18 protein-coding genes are annotated in these 16947 nt (G+C 71.5%); 5 read left to right on the top strand and 13 right to left on the bottom strand.

The features are described 5' to 3' along the window. Positions 1-27: 27 nt before the first annotated feature. The gene (locus ACGF3C_RS32005) at positions 28-1167 is read right to left on the bottom strand and encodes a ThuA domain-containing protein (RefSeq protein ID WP_393227499.1); all 1140 of its coding nucleotides are present in this window, start codon (positions 1165-1167) and stop codon (positions 28-30) included. Between the two features lie 364 nt (positions 1168-1531). Here ACGF3C_RS32005 and ACGF3C_RS32000 point away from each other — a divergent pair, with 364 nt between their 5' ends. Continuing rightward, on the top strand, positions 1532-1879 hold the full coding sequence (locus tag ACGF3C_RS32000; RefSeq protein WP_393227443.1) for a hypothetical protein: 348 nt from the start codon (positions 1532-1534) through the stop codon (positions 1877-1879). 47 nt (positions 1880-1926) lie between these two features. On the opposite strand, the gene ACGF3C_RS31995 is transcribed toward ACGF3C_RS32000, so the two are convergent. From ACGF3C_RS31995 to ACGF3C_RS31985, 3 genes are all read right to left on the bottom strand, one after another. Then, positions 1927-2640: an alpha/beta fold hydrolase gene (locus ACGF3C_RS31995; protein WP_393227442.1), complete on the bottom strand. Its 714-nt coding sequence runs from the start codon at positions 2638-2640 to the stop codon at positions 1927-1929. Between the two features lie 106 nt (positions 2641-2746). Beyond that, positions 2747-3565: a CPBP family intramembrane glutamic endopeptidase gene (locus ACGF3C_RS31990; RefSeq protein WP_393227440.1), complete on the bottom strand. Its 819-nt coding sequence runs from the start codon at positions 3563-3565 to the stop codon at positions 2747-2749. Positions 3566-3602: 37 nt separating this feature from the next. Continuing rightward, positions 3603-4346 (bottom strand): methyltransferase domain-containing protein, encoded by a 744-nt coding sequence (locus tag ACGF3C_RS31985; protein WP_357223839.1) that lies wholly within the window; start codon positions 4344-4346, stop codon positions 3603-3605. 62 nt (positions 4347-4408) lie between these two features. Between ACGF3C_RS31985 and mug the strand changes: the two genes are divergently transcribed. Then, on the top strand, positions 4409-4978 hold the full coding sequence (mug, locus tag ACGF3C_RS31980) for a G/U mismatch-specific DNA glycosylase (RefSeq protein ID WP_357223835.1): 570 nt from the start codon (positions 4409-4411) through the stop codon (positions 4976-4978). Here mug and ACGF3C_RS31975 read toward each other — a convergent pair. Together ACGF3C_RS31975 and ACGF3C_RS31970 are read right to left on the bottom strand one after the other, a co-directional pair. After that, positions 4975-5478 (bottom strand): SRPBCC family protein, encoded by a 504-nt coding sequence (locus ACGF3C_RS31975; RefSeq protein ID WP_393227438.1) that lies wholly within the window; start codon positions 5476-5478, stop codon positions 4975-4977. The genes mug and ACGF3C_RS31975 overlap by 4 nt on opposite strands. Beyond that, positions 5475-5837 (bottom strand): metalloregulator ArsR/SmtB family transcription factor, encoded by a 363-nt coding sequence (locus ACGF3C_RS31970; protein WP_357223829.1) that lies wholly within the window; start codon positions 5835-5837, stop codon positions 5475-5477. Before ACGF3C_RS31970 ends, ACGF3C_RS31975 begins: the two co-directional genes overlap by 4 nt. Before the next feature lie 112 nt (positions 5838-5949). Between ACGF3C_RS31970 and ACGF3C_RS31965 the strand changes: the two genes are divergently transcribed. Further along, positions 5950-7050 carry a calcium:proton antiporter gene (locus ACGF3C_RS31965; RefSeq protein WP_145782033.1) on the top strand — a complete coding sequence of 367 codons (1101 nt, stop codon included), beginning with the start codon at positions 5950-5952 and terminating at the stop codon, positions 7048-7050. Positions 7051-7156: 106 nt separating this feature from the next. Here the strand turns inward: ACGF3C_RS31965 and ACGF3C_RS31960 are convergent, their stop codons facing one another. The 3 genes from ACGF3C_RS31960 to ACGF3C_RS31950 all read right to left on the bottom strand — a co-directional run bounded on the left by ACGF3C_RS31960 (position 7157) and on the right by ACGF3C_RS31950 (position 9589). Next, entirely contained in the window at positions 7157-8413 is a 1257-nt protein-coding gene (locus ACGF3C_RS31960) for an RNA polymerase sigma factor (protein ID WP_393227498.1), read from the bottom strand. A gap of 4 nt (positions 8414-8417) precedes the next feature. After that, positions 8418-8810, bottom strand: coding sequence for a YciI family protein (locus tag ACGF3C_RS31955; RefSeq protein ID WP_357223856.1), 393 nt, complete (start codon positions 8808-8810; stop codon positions 8418-8420). A gap of 413 nt (positions 8811-9223) precedes the next feature. Next, complete coding sequence (locus ACGF3C_RS31950) at positions 9224-9589, bottom strand: hypothetical protein (RefSeq protein ID WP_357223819.1); 366 nt, start codon at positions 9587-9589, stop codon at positions 9224-9226. A gap of 246 nt (positions 9590-9835) precedes the next feature. On the opposite strand from ACGF3C_RS31950, the gene ACGF3C_RS31945 reads away from it, so the two are divergent. Together ACGF3C_RS31945 and ACGF3C_RS31940 are read left to right on the top strand one after the other, a co-directional pair. Further along, complete coding sequence (locus ACGF3C_RS31945; protein ID WP_355007936.1) at positions 9836-10579, top strand: neutral zinc metallopeptidase; 744 nt, start codon at positions 9836-9838, stop codon at positions 10577-10579. Positions 10580-10700: 121 nt separating this feature from the next. Beyond that, complete coding sequence (locus tag ACGF3C_RS31940; RefSeq protein WP_357223853.1) at positions 10701-11351, top strand: HAD family phosphatase; 651 nt, start codon at positions 10701-10703, stop codon at positions 11349-11351. Between the two features lie 60 nt (positions 11352-11411). Here the strand turns inward: ACGF3C_RS31940 and ACGF3C_RS31935 are convergent, their stop codons facing one another. The 4 genes from ACGF3C_RS31935 to ACGF3C_RS31920 all read right to left on the bottom strand — a co-directional run bounded on the left by ACGF3C_RS31935 (position 11412) and on the right by ACGF3C_RS31920 (position 16892). After that, entirely contained in the window at positions 11412-13967 is a 2556-nt protein-coding gene (locus tag ACGF3C_RS31935) for an ABC transporter permease (protein WP_393227435.1), read from the bottom strand. After that, positions 13967-14734: an ABC transporter ATP-binding protein gene (locus tag ACGF3C_RS31930; RefSeq protein WP_357223813.1), complete on the bottom strand. Its 768-nt coding sequence runs from the start codon at positions 14732-14734 to the stop codon at positions 13967-13969. The genes ACGF3C_RS31935 and ACGF3C_RS31930 overlap by 1 nt, the downstream gene beginning before the upstream one ends. A 351-nt stretch (positions 14735-15085) precedes the next feature. Further along, the gene (locus tag ACGF3C_RS31925; RefSeq protein WP_355007938.1) at positions 15086-15772 is read right to left on the bottom strand and encodes a response regulator transcription factor; all 687 of its coding nucleotides are present in this window, start codon (positions 15770-15772) and stop codon (positions 15086-15088) included. Between the two features lie 202 nt (positions 15773-15974). Continuing rightward, positions 15975-16892 carry a PD-(D/E)XK nuclease family protein gene (locus ACGF3C_RS31920; RefSeq protein ID WP_357223810.1) on the bottom strand — a complete coding sequence of 306 codons (918 nt, stop codon included), beginning with the start codon at positions 16890-16892 and terminating at the stop codon, positions 15975-15977. Positions 16893-16947 lie beyond the last annotated feature (55 nt).

Here is a 16947-nt window from a genome sequence, read left to right as displayed (position 1 = left end):
GTGGTGAAGAGCGGGCGGGGGAGCAGGTCAGCTGGTGGTGACCAGGTCGAACTTCTCCCACTGGCCGATCGAAGTCCGGTTGGCGATCAACGGGGAGGCGCCCGCGTTGTCGGCGGAGACGTACCGGCTGTTCACAGTGGCCCGCAGGCTCACCGTGCCGTCGGAGTTGCGGACCAGCTGGAACGTCTCCCAGGCGCCGGCGCTACCCCGGTTGGCGATCAGCGCTGCGGCCCCGGCGTTCTCGGCCGCGACGTACTGCCCGTTGCTCTTGGCCCGCAGCGCCACGTTGCCGTTGGCGAGGTTGACCAGGTCGAACCGCTCGCTCGTGTTCACCGAGGTCTTGTTGGCGATCAGAGCGGTGGTCGAGTTGGGCGCGCTGACGTACTGGTTGTTGGCGCGGGCCCGCAGGGTGGAACCGCTGACGGTGGGCGGCGGGGTGGTCGTGCGCGGCGAGCAGTCGGCGGTCACGGAGCCCGCGGCGACCTGGAGGCCACCGAGAAGCATCCGGGTGAAGTTCGGGTCGGTGTACGACGCCTCGGTGTGCCCGAGGCCGGTGTACCAGGCCCGTCCGCCGCCGTACGCCTTGCACCAGGTGATCGGGTGGTCGCCGCTCATGTTGCCGCCGCTGTAGGACGACTCGTCGAGGTTGGCGAGGACCCGAGCGGTGGACCGGGGGTTGGTGCGGTAGTTGTACCACTCGTCGGAGCGGACCCAGGTGGCCCCGAGGTGCGCCGTCGACGGGTTGGTGTTGTCCTCGATCCGCACCGTCGCGTTCTGGATCGCCGGGTGCGAGTCGAAGTACGCGCCGACCAGTTGGCCGTACCACGGCCAGCTGTACTCGGTGTCGGCCGCGGCGTGCACGCCGACGTAGCCGCCACCAGCGGCGATGTACGACTCGAAGGCCGTCTGCTGGCTGGCGTTGAGGACGTCGCCGGTCGTCGACATGAACACCACCGCCTGGTACTGGGCCAGGTTGGAGGTGGTGAACTGGGCAGCGTCCTCGGTCGACGTCACGGTGAAGCCGTTGGCCGAGCCGAGCTGCTGGATCGCGGCGATGCCGTTGGGGATCGACGAGTGCCGGAAGCCGGCGGTCTTGCTGAACACCAGGACCTTGGTCAGTGGTGCCGCCGAGGCGGGTGTCGGCAGGGCGACCAGACTGGCCAGCATGACTGCCAGGCCGGTGACGAGTGCCAACAGGCGGGGACGGGAACGCATGGTGTTGCTCCTCTGCTGAGCGTCGACCTCAGGCCGGTGCGCATGGGCAGGCCAGGGGCCATGGTGGCGGTGGTGCGGAAGCCGGGCCGCCGATGCTCGGCTGAGGTGCTGCGGGGTGGTGGGGTGATGGAGGAGTGGTGGGGTGGAAACAGTCGATGACCTCGCCGAAACACAGTGGACGGTCAGAATTCATCGATTGGTATCGCTGACGCAGTAAACCTCCGATGTATGCGCCCCGTCAACCCCACCGGTTGCGGCCCGGGTGCGCCCGCGCACGGCCCACGTCACGGTGGAGGTGGGACGTATGGTCGGTGGCATGAGCACCGAGGAAGATCGAGAACGCCTCGCAGGGCAACTCATGGCGCTGCCGGTCCGCGAGCTCGTCGACGTCCTCCGCCGTGCCCTACCGCACTTCACCGAGGAGGCGTACGGCATGCGAACGGCGCTGAACCTGGCCAGCGTCACCTACTTCGCCGACGACGTCGAGCCGGGCCTCAACGTCGAACTGGTCGCCTGGCCTGATCGCGACCACTACGACGGAGGGCTCGGGATCGACCAGGGCCTGTGGGAGAACGGCCGCTGCCTGACGTGCGACATCGAGGTCACCTCGAACGCCAAGCGCGCGTTCTGCCCGTACTGCGGATCCGCGTGCGCCCTGACCTGACCTGACCTGCCCAGACGACCGGGCGTGGCACGGCTGGTCCCGGTCACCTATGCGGGCCCGCGGGTGCCAGCGGTCGCCATGAGGATGAGGTCGGCGATCGCCTCCGGGTGGGTGACCATGGCGAGATGCGACGACTCGACCTCGATGGTCGTGGCGTTCATCCGGTCGGCCAGAAACCTCTCCAGCTCCGGCGCGGTCGTGCGGTCCTGCGTGGAGATCGAGTAGTAGCAGGGCCTGTCCCGCCAGGCGGCCGTCGTCGTGCGGCCCGTGAAGAGGTCGTCGGCGATCGGCCCCTGCACCGCGTACAGAGCGCGGGCGCGGGCCTCGTCGACACCGCCGGCGAAGTCGCTCAGGAAGGCGTTCTCGCTCAACTGTGCGTACCCGTCGTGGTGCACGAGGCCGGCGTTCGCCGGCGGCGTGGGGAACTTCGCGGCGAGCGCGGCATAGTCCTCCCCGGCGTCCGGCGCGCGGGCCGCGACGTACACCAGAGCGGTAACCGTCGGATGATTGCCGGCCTCGCTGATGATCGTGCCGGCCCAGGAATGGCCCGCCAGCACGGTTGGCCCGTCCTGCCGGTTGAGGGCGCGGTTGGTGGCCGCGACGTCGTCGGCCAGCGAGGTCAGCGGGTTCTGCACGGCGGTGACCGTGAGCCCGGCCCGCTGCAGGATCGGGATGACGTCGGACCAGGAGGAGCCGTCGGCGTACGCGCCGTGGACCAGGACGACGTTGCGGGCCCTCTTGACCGAAGACGTGTCGCTCATCCGAAAACCTCCGCACGACGCCGTGCCGTCGCTCGCTCGCTCGTCGACAGCTCTCGTCCGCCACTCTTCCGCACGCCGGTCGGACCGGTGGCCGAATGCCCAGGCTTCAGCCGCTCTGACGCGCCGGCTCCGGTGCGAGGGCGTTCCAGTTCAGGTGGTCGCGGTAGCGGTGTCGCAGAACGATCCAGCTGACCGAGAACGGAACGGCCCCCATGGCCACCACGCCCAGGACGTTCGCGCCGACCACGTCGAAGACCGCCCCGACGTCGCCGAACAGCTGAGCGACCGTCTGGAACGCGACGTGCAGGCCGATGCCGGCCCAGATGTCGCCGGTGGCGGCACGGAAGGCGCCCAGCAGCAACGCGAAGACGAAGAACAGCGCCAGCCGGTCGACGGATCTGGCCGCCCCGGTGAGGAACCCGAAGACTGTGAACAGCACCGCCTGCCCGATGACCGCCTGCCAGGCGGGCAACCGGGTGGCGAGGTGGTGTTGCAGGTACCCACGGAAGACCAGCTCCTCCGGCAGCGCCTCCTTGAGCAAGACCAGCACGACCAGCAGCGCCGCCACCCGCAGCGCGTCTGCGACGGACGTCCGGACACCGATCTCGACCCAGCCGAGACCGAGGCAGAGCGCGAACCCCGCCGCGGCGGGGACGAGCCAGCAGGCCATCCCGAACAGCAGACGCCGCCAGCCGGCGCGCAGCGACGGCAGCCCGAGGCCGGCCCAGGGCCGACGGTCCAGGACACGACGGGCGACGAGCACCAGGGGTACGACGACAGCGGTGGTGAGGACCGCCCCGATCGCATGGCTCAGTCGGTCGTAGTCCGGGCCGAGCAGAGCGCCCAGGACCAGCCACACCAGCACGGCGGCGCCGGCCACGACGAGGATCCGCCACGGCAGGGCGGGGCGAGATCCGGCGCTCACCACGCGCAGCGTAGCCAGCGGCGTCAACTGTTGACGGTCAGCGGCCGAGGACGAGGTAGCCGAGGCCGAGGACACCCCGGTAACCGCCGACGTACTCGCGCAACCGGTCGTCGAGCTCCGCGCGGACCTCGGCCGCACGGGGATCCTCCGGGTACGCCAGCAGCCACTCCTGCCGCCCGGCGAGCCAGGTGGACTCGAAGTCGTCCCACTCCCGCTGATCGGCGGTGCTCAGGTGCAGCAACCGCCAGCCCCGCTGGTGGGCAGCCTCGACCAGCCCGGGCAGGGTCGGAACCTCCGGGCCGAAGACCTCGGCGATCTCCGCCGTGGGGGACCGCTCCCAGTACGCGTCGCCGAACAGCAGCCGCCCGCCGGGCCGGACCACGGCGGTGAGGGCGTCGAGGGCGGCCTCGGTGCCGCCGAAGGCGTGTGCCGAGCCGATGCAGAGGACCCGGTCGGCCGGCTCCTGCCAGGTCGCCGCTTCCCCCATCACGAAGGCGACGTGCCGGTTCAGCGACCGCCCGGCGGCCAGCCGCCGCCCTCGGTCGAGCGCGGCCTCATCGGTGTCGACGCCGACGCCGCGCGTCGGAACCGGGCCGGAGACACCACCGGCGGCGACCGCCCGCAGCAGCAGCTCACCCCAGCCGCAGCCGAGGTCGAGCACACGCGCGCCGGGCCGGACGTCGAGCCGTTCCAGCAGCAACGCGGCGTGCTCCGGCGAGAGTGGAGTGTTCCAGCGCATCCGCGCGTAACGGCTGGCGGCGAGGTGGTCGGTTGACTGCATCCGTTGAGGGTGTCAAAGCGTGCGTCGGGTCCGGCACCGGGGCGTACGGCAGGATCGGTGGGGTGGACGCGCAGAGACCGGGGCCGGCGCGGCGGCCGACCCCGCAGGAGGTGGTGGCGGCGGCCGGCCGGGGTCTGCCGGACATCATCGGCCCCGGGCTGCGCGTGCTGTTCTGCGGCTTCAACCCGGGCCTCTACTCGGCCGCCGTGGGGGAGCCGTTCGCCCGCCGGGGCAGCCGATTCTGGCCGGCTCTGCACGGGGCGGGCTTCACCGACCGCCAGCTGCACTCGTGGGAACGCGACGAGCTGCTGCAGCAGGGTCTGGGCATCACCAGCCTGAGCAACCGGGCCACCGCCCGCGCCGCCGAGCTGACCTCGGAGGAGCTGGTGGCCGGGGTGACCGGGCTGGCGGTGAAGGCCGAACGCTACCGGCCGCGCTGGGTGGCGATCCTCGGGGTGAGCGCGTACCGCATCGCCTTCGCCCGACCGAAGGCCGGGCTGGGCCCGCGACCGGACCGGCTGGGGCCGGCCCAGGTCTGGGTGCTGCCGAACCCCAGCGGCCTGAACGCGCACTTCCCGCTGCCGGCGTTGACCGCCGAGTTCGCCAGGCTGCGGCGGGCCCTCGACCCCTAGCCAGCCGCAGCGACCAGCCCCTGGTAGTACTGCTGCACCGCCGGGTGGTAGTCGTCGAACTCGGGGCGGGGCGAACCGTCCCGGGAGGCGACCAGCATGTCGAGGTAGTACTCCCAACCGGCGCCCACCTCGGCGATCCCCTCCACGCTGCTGAGGTGCTGCACGAAACGCAGCTCGGTGGTGCCGTCGGTCTCGGTCAGTGACAGCTCCAGCAGCCAGCTGCCGTGGTCGTCGACCATCGACACGGCGACGCGCTGCCGCGGTTCGCACGCGTCGATGCGCATCTCGCACCACGGCTGCTGCTCCTCGTACGCCATCTGGACCCGGATGGTCCGGCCGGGGCCGGCGTCGCCCTCCCACGGGCCGAACCAGCGGGCCGTACGCTCGGGCTCGGTCAGGCTGGCCCAGACGTCCGCTGCCGGAGCGCGGAAGGTTCGGGTGAGGACGAGATCGTGGCCGGTGTCGGTGTGAAACAGGCGTCCGGCGGGTGTGCGGGTCATGCCGTGTGCTCCCTTCGGTGCTCCGCCGGGCCGCGGCGGCGGCGCTCTCGGCGGGTGCGATAGACCTCGGTCTCCAGCGCGTCGAGGTGCCGCTCCCACCGGTCGGTGGCCGCGAGCGCGGCGAGCCAGTCGACCAGCGGGGCGAGCGGGCGCGGATCGAGGCGGTAGATCCTCTGTCGGCCGACCATCTCGTCGTGCACCAGACCGCTCTCACGCAGCAACCGCAGGTGGCGGCTGATCGCGGGTCGGCTGATCACGAATCGCTGGGCGATGTCACCAGCGGACAACGGCTCGTCGCGCAGCAGGGTCAGGATGTGCCGTCGTACCGGGTCCGCGATCGCGGTGGCCACCTCGTCCACCCGGAAAGCGTAACCTATGGGTTACGGGTTGGCGTGGTGAAGGCCACTGGCCGCCGCATGGCGCCGCGTCGATGGTGGGCACATGATCACTTGACCTGGCACTCTTTATGGCATGGCCGCCCTCCTTCGCTCCCGCCTGACCGACTGGACGTTCGTCGTACCTGTGCTCGCCGTCCTGATATTGATGGTCACCTGGGGGCGGAGCCTGCCTGGGCCCGTCATCGTGGTTGTCGCGGTGCTGCTGGGCGGCGCGGTGCTCGCGGCGGTGCACCACGCCGAGGTGGTCGCCCACCGGGTGGGAGAGCCGTACGGGTCCCTCGTGCTCGCCGTCGCGGTCACCGTGATCGAGGTGGCCCTGATCGTCACGCTCATGATCAGCGGGCCGGAGAAGACCCAGTCACTCGCCCGGGACACCGTCTTCGCCGCCGTCATGATCACGTGTAACGGAATACTGGGTCTGTCCCTGCTGCTCGGGGCGCTGCGCCGCCGCGTCGCGGTGTTCAACCCGGAGGGCACCGGCGGAGCCCTGGCCACCGTGATCACCCTGGCCACCCTGAGCCTGGTCATCCCCAGCTTCACCACGGCCCGCCCCGGCCCGGAGTTCAGCCCGGCTCAACTCGTCTTCGCCGCCGTCGCGTCGCTGGCCCTGTACGGGCTGTTCGTGCTCGTGCAGACCGGCCGGCACCGCGACTACTTCCTGCCGGTCGACAGCCGGGGCAAGGTCATCGAGACGGAGGAGCACGCCAAGCCGCCCACGACCCGCGCGGCGATGGTCAGCCTGGTCCTGCTGCTGGTGGCGCTTGTCGCGGTGGTCGGCGACGCCAAAACGGTCTCGCCGACCATCGAGGCCGGGGTCGCGGCGGCGAACCTGCCACACGCGTTCGTCGGCGTGATCATCGCCCTGCTGGTGCTGCTGCCGGAGACCCTGGCCGCCGCCCGCGCCGCCCGCCGAGACCGGGTCCAGACCAGCCTGAACCTCGCGCTCGGCTCCGCGATGGCCAGCATCGGCCTGACCATCCCGGCCATAGCGATCGCCTCGATCTGGCTGGACGGCCCGCTGCTGCTCGGCCTCGGCGGCACCCAGCTCACGCTGCTCGCGCTCACCGCCGTGACCGCCGTCCTCACTGTGGTGCCCGGCCGGGCCAACGTGTTGCAGGGCGGCGTACACCTGGTGCTGATGGCCGCCTTCGTCTTCCTGGCCGCCAGCCCGTGACCCGCACGGCCGGCCGGCTCAGCCCGTGACCCGCATGGCCCGCCGGCTCAGCCCGTGACCCGCATGGCCCGCCGGCTCGTTTCGTGGCCCGCACGGCCCGTGCGGGTCAGCCGGCGGGCGGCGGGTCGCCCGCGAGGCGCTCCGCGCGGGCGTTCAGGTAGCGCTGCTGCGCCAGGTTCGTCGAGCGCGCCGCCGCCATCCGGTACGCCTCCCGCGCGGCGACCCGCTCACCCTCCAGCTCCCACAGGTGGGCGCGAGCGGCCGGCAGTCGAGGGTCGTCGGCGAGGCGCGGGTCGTCGGCCAGGTCGGCGAGCAGCGCCAACCCGGCCGGCGCGCCCCGGCTCATGGCCACCGCCACCGCGTGGTTGAGCGCCACCACCGGGTTGTCGGACATCCCGAGAAGCACCTCGTACAGCGCGGTGATCTGTGCCCAGTCGGTGGCCGCCGCGCTGGGCGCCTCGTCGTGCACGGCCGCGATGGCCGCCTGGAGCTGGTACGCCCCGACCACCCCGCGCGGCAACGCCCCGGTGATCAGCTCGACGCCTTCGGCGATCTGGTCGGCCCGCCACCGGGAGCGGTCCTGCTCGGCCATCGGCACCAGCTCACCGTGCGGGCCGATCCGCGCCGGCGCGCGGGCATCGGTGAGCAGCATCAACGCGAGCAGCCCGGTGACCTCGGGGTCCTCGGGCACCAGCCGGCGCACCAGTCGGGTCAGCCGGATCGCCTCGGCGGTCAGGTCGGCGCGCAGCAGACCGGGCCCGGCGGTGCGGGCGTACCCCTCCGTGAAGATCAGGTAGAGCACGTGCAACACGGCGGCGAGCCGGTCGGCACGCTCCGGGCCGGTGGGCGGCGCGAACCGCAGCCCACTGTCACGGATCCGCTGCTTACCCCGACTGATCCGCCGGGTCATCGTCGCCTCCGGAACCAGGAACGCGCGCGCCACCTCGGCGGTGCTGAGCCCGCCCACCGCCCGCAGGGTGAGCGCGATCTGCGACGCCGCCGACAGCGCCGGGTGGCAGCACAGGAACAACAGGATGAGCGTGTCGTCGGCGTCCGCCTGCGGACGGTCGGCGGCGGGGGCGCGCCACTGCTCCGGCAGCACCCACCGGGCCACCGTGTCCTCCCGTCGCATCCGGGCCTGTTCGCGCCGCAGCAGGTCGGTCAGCCGACGGGACGCCACGGTGATCAGCCAGCCACGCGGATTCTCCGGTACGCCGTCGCGCGGCCAACCGTGCGCGGCGGCGATCAGCGCCTCCTGCACCGCGTCCTCGGCCGTGTCGAAGTGCCCGTAGCGGCGGACCAGCGCGCCGAGGACCTGCGGCGCCAGTTCGCGCAGCAGGCCCTCGGCGGGAGTCTCCGGCACCGGGTCAGCCGGCCAGGTCCTCGACACCGTCGAGCACCGGGCGCACGTCCACGTACCCACCGGGGGCGTCCGGGTCGACCAGGCCGGCGGCGATCTCGGTGGCCCGGTCGAAGCTGGCGCACTCCACGATGGTGTAACCGGCGAGGACCTCCTGCGTCTCCGGGTACGGGCCGTCGGTGACCACTGGCGCCCCGTCGCGCACCTGCACCCGGCGGGCGTGCACCGGCTCGCTCAGGCCTCGGGCGTCGACCAACTCCCCGGACTCGGCGAGCGCCTGGTGGAAGGTCTCCATGTGCTGGTGCATCGCCGCGATCTGCTCGGCCGACATCGCCGGCCGGTCCGAAGCCCGCCCCGACAGCACGTCGTAGTCCTGCTGCGACCCGTAGAGCAAAATCATGTACTTCACAATGTCTCCCCCTCCTCCGCGAGGCACCACTGCGGCACCCACCGAAACGTCGAACCCAACCCCCGCCCTCCGGACACACCACCCCAACCCGAATCGGTGATCATGAAGTTAGCGTCACGACACGCCGAGCGGGATGACGCTAACTTCATGATCACCGGGGCGAGCGGGTGGTGGGTGGGGCTTAGGTTGGCGGCATGACTGTGGTGTGGGTGGTGGTGGGGGGTTTCGTCGTCGCGGCGGGGGTGGCGTACGGCGTTGTGGCTCGGCGAGGGCGAGCGGACGTCGGGAACGATCCGGCGGCTGGGCGGGAGGCTCGGAGTCGCCAGCACAGGTACGAGGCCGAGCGGCACGGTGACCAGGGTGACACCTGGCATCGCGGTCGGGAATCGAGCGGTTGAGCGACGCTACTGGCCGTACGAGCGGCGGAGCCGGTCGTTGATCAGGTAGTTGAGGCGGTGGCGTAGGTGCCCGAGGGTGCTCTCGCTTGGTAGGTCGCCGTCGGTGGTGAGCGTCCAGCGCAGCGCGCAGTCCCCGCCGGGCTGCCCGGCCGTCAGGTCGAAGCGGATCCGGTCCAACGGTCGGTGCGGCCACAGCGACGACCACACGAGCAGCACGGGCGCGTAGCCGGCCACCACCCGGGGCGGCACCTCGTCGTCGCGCAACTCCAGCCAGGGCCGGCTGCCGGCCTCGTACGGGTCGCGCAGCGACCTCCACAGGACGTGCGCCGGCGCCGGTTGACGTCGGCTGCGACTGCCCAACTCGTGCACCACGACCGGCCCCTCCCTCCCCGGACGGAGACAACCCACAGCTGGCATTCTGCCGGCCGGCATCGCCCCCTGAGGAGGACCCCGCGGCCCCTGCGCCGAGCAAACCCGCCGCCCCCGGCGCCGCCATAACAGCACCGAGCTGATCGGCGTGAACCGTCCGTCCCCACCCTGCGTAGAACCGGTGATGGGCGTGGCGGTCGTATCGTCGGGGTACATCGCAGCGCGAGCACCGATGTCTGGGGAGGCACAGTGGGGGCACGGTTCGGACGCGACGCGCGGGGCCCGGTGGCGGGTCTGCTGATCGCCGCACTGGTCTCCCTCGCCTGCGCAGGCGGTGGGCTGGCCGAGCCGGAGGCCGAGCGCCCCGGGGCGAACCCGCCGGCAGCGTCACCGGGACCGGGCACCACCCGGGCCGACAGCACCACCAGCGTCGCCGAGTTCGAGCAGGACGTCGCCGACGCGCAGGCGATCGCCGAGCGGTACTGGGCGGCCCAGTTCAAGGAGTCCGGGCAGCGGTTCCGACCGATCCGGCGGATCATCCCGTACCAGCGTGACGGCGAGGTGTCCTGCGGCGGACAGGCGTTGCCCCGCAACAACGCCGTCTACTGCTCGCAGGGCGACTTCATCGCCTACGACGTCGCCTGGTCGGTGGCGGCGTTCCGCGAGGTCGGCGACGCGTTCGTGTTCTACCTGCTCGGGCACGAGTACGCGCACGCCATCCAGGTGCGGCTGGGCATCAACTACAGCTTCACCATCCAGCAGGAGTTGCAGGCCGACTGCATGGCCGGGGCGTACCTCGGCGACTCGGTGCGCTCGGGGACCCTGACCCTCGCCGAGGGCGACCTGGACGAGTTCCGGGAGGGGGTGGCGGCGGTCGGCGACGACCCGGACCAGCCGTGGTTCGCGGAAGGGGCGCACGGCACCGCCGAGCAGCGCACCGACAGGTTCTTCCGGGGTTACGAGGGTTCCCTGAAGGAGTGCGACCTGGGCTGAACAGGGTTGCCCGGATCACCCTGACGCCCGTTGCCGCCACCGGCCCCCGCGGCTGCTGGCAGGATCGCCGGTGTCGGTCACGACCCTGGAGGTTCCGCTGAGCAGCCATCACCCCGCCGCTGTGCTCTTCGACATGGACGGCACGTTGGTCGACAGCGAGAAGCTGTGGGACGTCGCGTTGCAGGAACTCGCGAAGGAGTACGGCGGGGAACTCTCCGTCGACGCCCGCCAGTCGATCATCGGCACCGCCATGGCCGAGTCGATGCGCATCCTGCACGACGACCTGGGGCAGCCCGAACGGGATCCGGAGATCAGCGCGGCGTGGATCAACGCCCGGATCCTGGAGCTGTTCCGCACCGGTCTGCGCTGGCAGCCGGGCGCGTTCGACCTGTTGGGAGCGGTCCGCGCGGCGGGCATCCCCACCGCGCTGGTCACCTCCAGCCCCCGGGCGCTCGTCGAGATCGCCCTGGACACTCTCGGTCGGGACAACTTCGACACGGTGGTCGCCGGCGACGAGGTGGTGGCGGCCAAGCCGCACCCCGAGCCGTACCTGACCGCCGCCCGGCTGCTGGGTGTGCCGATCGAGCGGTGCGTGGCGATCGAGGACTCACCGACCGGGGTGGCCAGCGCGGTCGCCTCGGGCGCGGCGGTCCTGGCCGTACCGGCGGAGGTGGCGTTGCCGAGCACTGTCGGCGTACACCAGGTGGAGAGCCTGACCGGCGTGGACCTGGCGCTGCTCGCGGCGCTGCTGACCGATCGGGCCGCTGCCTGAAGCAATGAGGGAGGCCCTGCTGACGCGAGCGCGTCAGCAGGGCCTCCCTCTTTTGTCCGATCAGTCGTGGGCGATGGCGCCCAGGACGTTGATCCGGGCCGCCCGGACGGCCGGGAGCACCGCGGCCACCACGCCGATGATGGCGGCCAGACCGAGGAAGACACCCATCTGCCCCCAGGGCAGGATCAGGTCGGTGATGCCCTCGTCCTTGAGGGCCTCGACCACGGCGGCGCCGAGGCCGGTGCCCACCACCACGCCGAGCAGCGCGCCGAACACCGAGATCACCACCGCCTCCACGGTGATCATGCCCATGGTCTGGGACCGGCGGAGGCCGATCGCCCGCAGCAGACCCAGCTCGCGGGTCCGCTCCAGCACCGACAGGGCCAAGGTGTTGATGATGCCCAGCACGGCGATCACGATGGCCAGCGCGAGCAGGATCTGGATCATCGTGAGCAGCCCGTCGAGCGAGCTGGTCTGCTGCTTGATGAACGCGTCCCGGTCGGCCACCGACACCTCGGGGCTGTCCGCGAGCAACGCCTCCACCTGCGGCTGGACGTCGGACACCCGGGTGCCCGGGTCCAGTTGGATGAAGCCCTGGATGGGCTGCGGGATGGCGAAGTCCTTCGCCGCGGTCGCCGGCAGCGTCACCGGGTTGGTCAGCTGCGACGACTCGTAGATGCCGCTGATCGTGTAGGTGCGTGCCTCGCCCCGGGTCAGTTGCACGTTGACCGTCGAGCCGACCGACCAGCCACGGGACGTGGCCGTGTCCGAGCTGGCGAGCATCTGGGTCGGCCCGAGCCGGTCGATGTCACCGGCGGTCGGCTTCGCGCCGAAGATCTGCCGCAGCGACGCGATGTCGCTGCTCGCCGCGACCCAGGTGCTCTCGCCGTCGATCCGCCCCATGTCGCCGTACTCGCCGTCGACCAACCGCACACCGGGCAGGGCCTTGGCCTGGTCCAGCACACCCGGGTCGAAGGTCGGCGGACGCGGGCCGCCCTGCTGACCGGCGATCACCAGCTCGGCCTTGATGGTGTCCTGGGCGAGCGCGCTGATGCTGCCCTTGGCCGAGTCGAGGATCACCGTGACGCCGGTGACCAGCGCGATGCCGACCATCAGCGCGGCGGCGGTGATCGCCGTACGACGTGGGTTGCGCCCGGAGTTGAGCCGGCCCAGCTTGCCCGGCACCGACCAGGAGAAGATCACACCCAGCAGGCTCACCACCGGCCGGCTGATCAACGGGGTCAGCAGGGCCACCCCGATGAAGGCGAACAGCACGCCACCGAGGATGGTCGACAGCGTCTGACCGCCGGCGTTGCCGCTGAGCCCGAGGAACAGCAGCACCGCGCCGACGCCGGTGACCAGCGACCCGGCCACCGTGACCTTGGTCAACGGCCGGTCCGGAGTGGCCACGTCCTGCATCGCCGCGATCGGCGGGATCCGGGACGCCCGCAGCGCCGGCAGCAACGCCGCCACCACGGTGATCACCAGACCGACGGCGAACGAACCGATCACCGCGGCCGCCGGCACGCCGATCCCGGCCAGGGTGAGCCCACCGGCGAGCTTGCCGAACAGGAACGCCAGCAGCGCGCCCACCCCGATGCCGGCGGCGAGGCCGAGCACCGACGCGATCAACCCCACCGCGACGGCCTCCAGCACCACCGAACCGATGATCTGCCGGCCGCTGGCCCCGATGGCGCGCATGAGCGCCAACTCCCGGGTCCGCTGCGCCACGATGATCGAGAAAGTGTTGAGGATCAGGAAGGTGCCCACCAGCAGCGCCACCGCGGCGAAGCCGAGCAGGATCTTGTTGAAGAAGGACAGCCCCTCCTTCAGACTGGCCGAGGCGTCCGCTGCCACCTGCTCGCCGGTCTTCACCTCGAAGTCCGCGCCCAGGGTGCGGGCCACGTCGTCGCGAAGCTTCTCGTCAGAGACCCCAGCGGCGGCCTGCACGGTGATGCTGCTGAACACGTCCGGCTCGCCCAGCATCAGCCGCTGCGCCACCGGCGTGGTGAAGAAGACCTCGTTGACGCCGCCGATCGAGTCCCGGTCACCGCTGTAACCGAAGACGCCGACCAGGGTGAAATCCCGCTTCTTCGACTCGAACGCGGTCAGCACACCGACCCTCTGGCCGACCTGCACCTTCGCTGCCGTGGCCAACGCCTTGTTGATGACGATCTCGTCCTCGGCCTGCGGCGCACGCCCCTCACGCAGCTTCAGCAGATCGCTCTCGCCGGTCCAGTTCTCGCCCAACTGCGGCGGGCCGAACGAGGTGACGACCTTGCCGTTGCTGCCGATCACCCGGGCGCCGTCGGCGTTGACCACACCGGTCGCGGACGCCGCCCCCGGCACCTGCTTCACCCGGTCCACCAGGGCGGCCGGCAGCGGGGCGGCGGTCTGCTCGCCCTCCAGCTCGTTGACCTGCACCTTCGGCTTCGCCGCGACGTTCACGTCGATCTCGGAGAAACCGTCGGCGAAGACCGAGTCGAAGGAGCGACCCAGCGTGTCGGTGAGCACGAACGCGCCGGAGACGAACATCACCCCGAGCACCACCGCCAGGCCGGACAGGATCAGCCGGACCTTACGGGCCAGCAGACTCTTCAGCGTCGCGCGGAACATCAGTTGCCCACCTCGGCCGGAGTGTCCAGCTTCTTCATGGTGTCCAGCACCGTCTCGGCGGTCGGCTCGATCAGCTCCGAGACGATCTCACCGTCGGCGAGGAAGACCACCCGGTCGGCGTACGCGGCGGCCGTCGGGTCGTGGGTGACCATCACGATGGTCTGGCCGTGCTCCCGGACCGAGTTCCGCAGGAAGTTGAGCACCTCCGCGCCGGAGCGGGAGTCCAGGTTGCCGGTCGGCTCGTCCGCGAAGATCACCTCGGGGCGGGAGACCAGCGCCCGCGCGCACGCAACCCGCTGCTGCTGTCCACCGGAGAGCTGCGCCGGGCGGTGGTCCAGCCGGTCCTTCAGCCCCACCGTCTCAATCACCGTGTCGTACCAGGCCGGGTCCGGCTTGCGTCCGGCGATCGACAGCGGCAGCAGGATGTTCTCCTTGGCGGTCAGCGTCGGCAGCAGGTTGAACTGCTGGAAGATGAAGCCCACCTTGTCGCGCCGCAGCTTCGTCAGCCCCGCGTCGCCCAGCCCGGTGACGGTCGTCTCACCGATCGACACCGTCCCCCGGGTCACCGAGTCCAGACCGGCCAGGCAGTGCATCAGCGTCGACTTACCGGAACCCGACGGGCCCATGATCGCGGTGAAGCGGCTACGTTCGAACTCCGCGCTGACCCCCCGTAGCGCGATGACCTGAGCCTCGCCGCTGCCGTACACCTTCCACACGTCGTTCGCCCGGGCCGCGGCCTGCGCCTGCTGGCCTACCGTCGCGGTCACGTCATCTACCTCTTCCGTCTGTCCGAAAATGCACGCCGCCCCCCGATGGTCCGGCGCGACTGTTCAATCATCGGTGCCGAATACGCCCGCCCCGTCCGACCCTGGGGGGACCCGGAGCGGATTTCCCGCTGCGGGTGCACCCCCATATCGCATCAGGGTTGCCCCTGAGTCGACGGCCGGTCGACCGTTTTTCCACACAGCGGCGGCAGCACCGACACTTGCACCTGACGCCACAGGAGGGTCAACCGAACCGAGCCGTCTCCGGTCACGGTAGGTGACGACCGCAACGCTGGCCGTCCCCCTACGGAGGGATCTTCGAGTACGCCGGGTGAGGTACCTCAGCCGGCGCAACTACGCCCGGGGGCGGACCAGCCCCGACTCGTACGCCAGCACCACAGCCTGCACCCGGTCGCGCAGCCGCAGCTTGGTCAGCACATGCCCGACGTGCGTCTTGATGGTGGTCTCGCTCACCGACAGGACCGTCGCGATCTCGGCGTTGGACAACCCTCGGGCGACCTGCACGAGCACCTCGCGCTCCCGGTCGGTGAGCGCGTTGAGCGCCGCCGCCGGCGTCGCCGCCGGGTCGGGCAGCAGTTCGGCGAAGCGGTCCAGCAGGCGCCGCAGGATCCGAGGTGACACCACCGCGTCCCCGCCGGCGACAGTGCGGATCGCCGCGATCAGATCCTCGGCCGGCACGTCCTTGGCCAGGAACCCGCTGGCACCGGCCCGCAACGCGCCCACCACGTACTCGTCCAGGTCGAAGGTGGTGAGGACCAGCACCCGTACCGGCAGCCGGGCGTCGACGATCGCCCGGGTCGCCGCCACCCCGTCCATCCGGGGCATCCGGATGTCCATCAGTACGACGTCGGGCAGCAGCCGGCGGGACAACTCCACCGCCTCCACGCCGTCACCGGCCTCCGCCACCACGTCCAGGTCGCTCTCGGCGCCCAGCACCATCCGGAACCCGGTCCGCAGCAGCGGCTGGTCGTCGGCGAGCAGGATCCGCACCGGCCGCGCCGAGGGCGCCTGATCGCTCATCTGGTCTCCCGTCCCGCCGACGTCGTGGCGCGCACCGGTCATCCTCGCGCACCGGAGCCGGTGCGTCGCGGATCACCGTAGAGGCCAGCCGGTCGTCCTGTCCCGACCGCGGCGGCACCGCTGCTGTCGGGTCGTGGGCGTGCGGCAGGCGATCCCGCGGCCTGAATCGTCGGGCCGGGCGCACGCGTCGCTCAGGAGGCCGTCACTCGTCGGCACCCGGCGCGACCGGAGTGGCCGCTCGGGAGTCGCGCAGCGGGTCGGCGCCCGCCGCCGCGACCGGGAACGGCGGCGGAGTGCCGCCGAAGCTCGGGCAGAGCGCCTGGTGGCTGCACCAGTCGCAGAGCCGGCTCGGCCGGGGCCGGAAATCCTGCCGGGCGGTGGCCTGCTCGATCGCCCGCCACAGCGCCACCACGGTGCGCTCGAAGCGGACCAGCTCGTCGGCGTCCGGGGTGTAATCCAACACCTCGGCGTCGCGCAGGTAGAGCAGGCGCAGCACCCGGGGCACCACCCCCCGGGTGCGCCACAGCACCAGGGCGTAGAACTTCAGCTGGAACAGCGCCCGCGCCTCGAACGCCTCCCGCGGCGCACCCCCGGTCTTGTAGTCGACCACCCGCAACGCGCCGTCCGGAGCGACGTCGAGCCGGTCGAGGTAACCCCGGATCAGCAGCTCCTCGTCGACGACCGCGGAGATCAGACTCTCGCGCTCGGCCGGCTCCAGCCGGGTCGGGTCCTCCACCGCGAAGTAACCCTGCAACAGCCCGGCGGCGGAGCGGAGGAACTCCACCGGGCCGGCCGGCTCCGCGCCGTCGAAGATCCCGGCCAGCTCGGGCTGCTCGGTGACCAGCCGGTCCCACTGGGGAGCCACCAGGTCGCCGGCCGCCTCCGGTGTGCGGCCGGTGGCCGGCAGGTCGAACAGGCGCTCCAGCACCGCGTGCACCAAGGTGCCCCGGGCCTGCTCGATGGTGGTGCGCTCGGGCAGCCGGTCGATGCTGCGGAACCGGTAGAGCAGCGGGCAGGTCTTGAAATCCGCCGCCCGCGACGGGGACAGCGAGGCCCGCACCGTCGGCGGCGCCTGCGCCGCGGGGGAGGGTTGGGGGGTGGTGACCGATTCCGCCGTCATGTCGGCAAAGGTTAGGGCACCGGTGTGACACCGACCGCCGCCCGCCCCGCCCAGC

This window comes from Micromonospora sp. NPDC047762, assembly GCF_043204655.1.
Classification (GTDB): Bacteria; Actinomycetota; Actinomycetes; order Mycobacteriales; family Micromonosporaceae; genus Micromonospora.
Note: the sequence above shows the minus strand (reverse complement) of the source record. Positions and strands in the feature narration are given on the sequence as shown.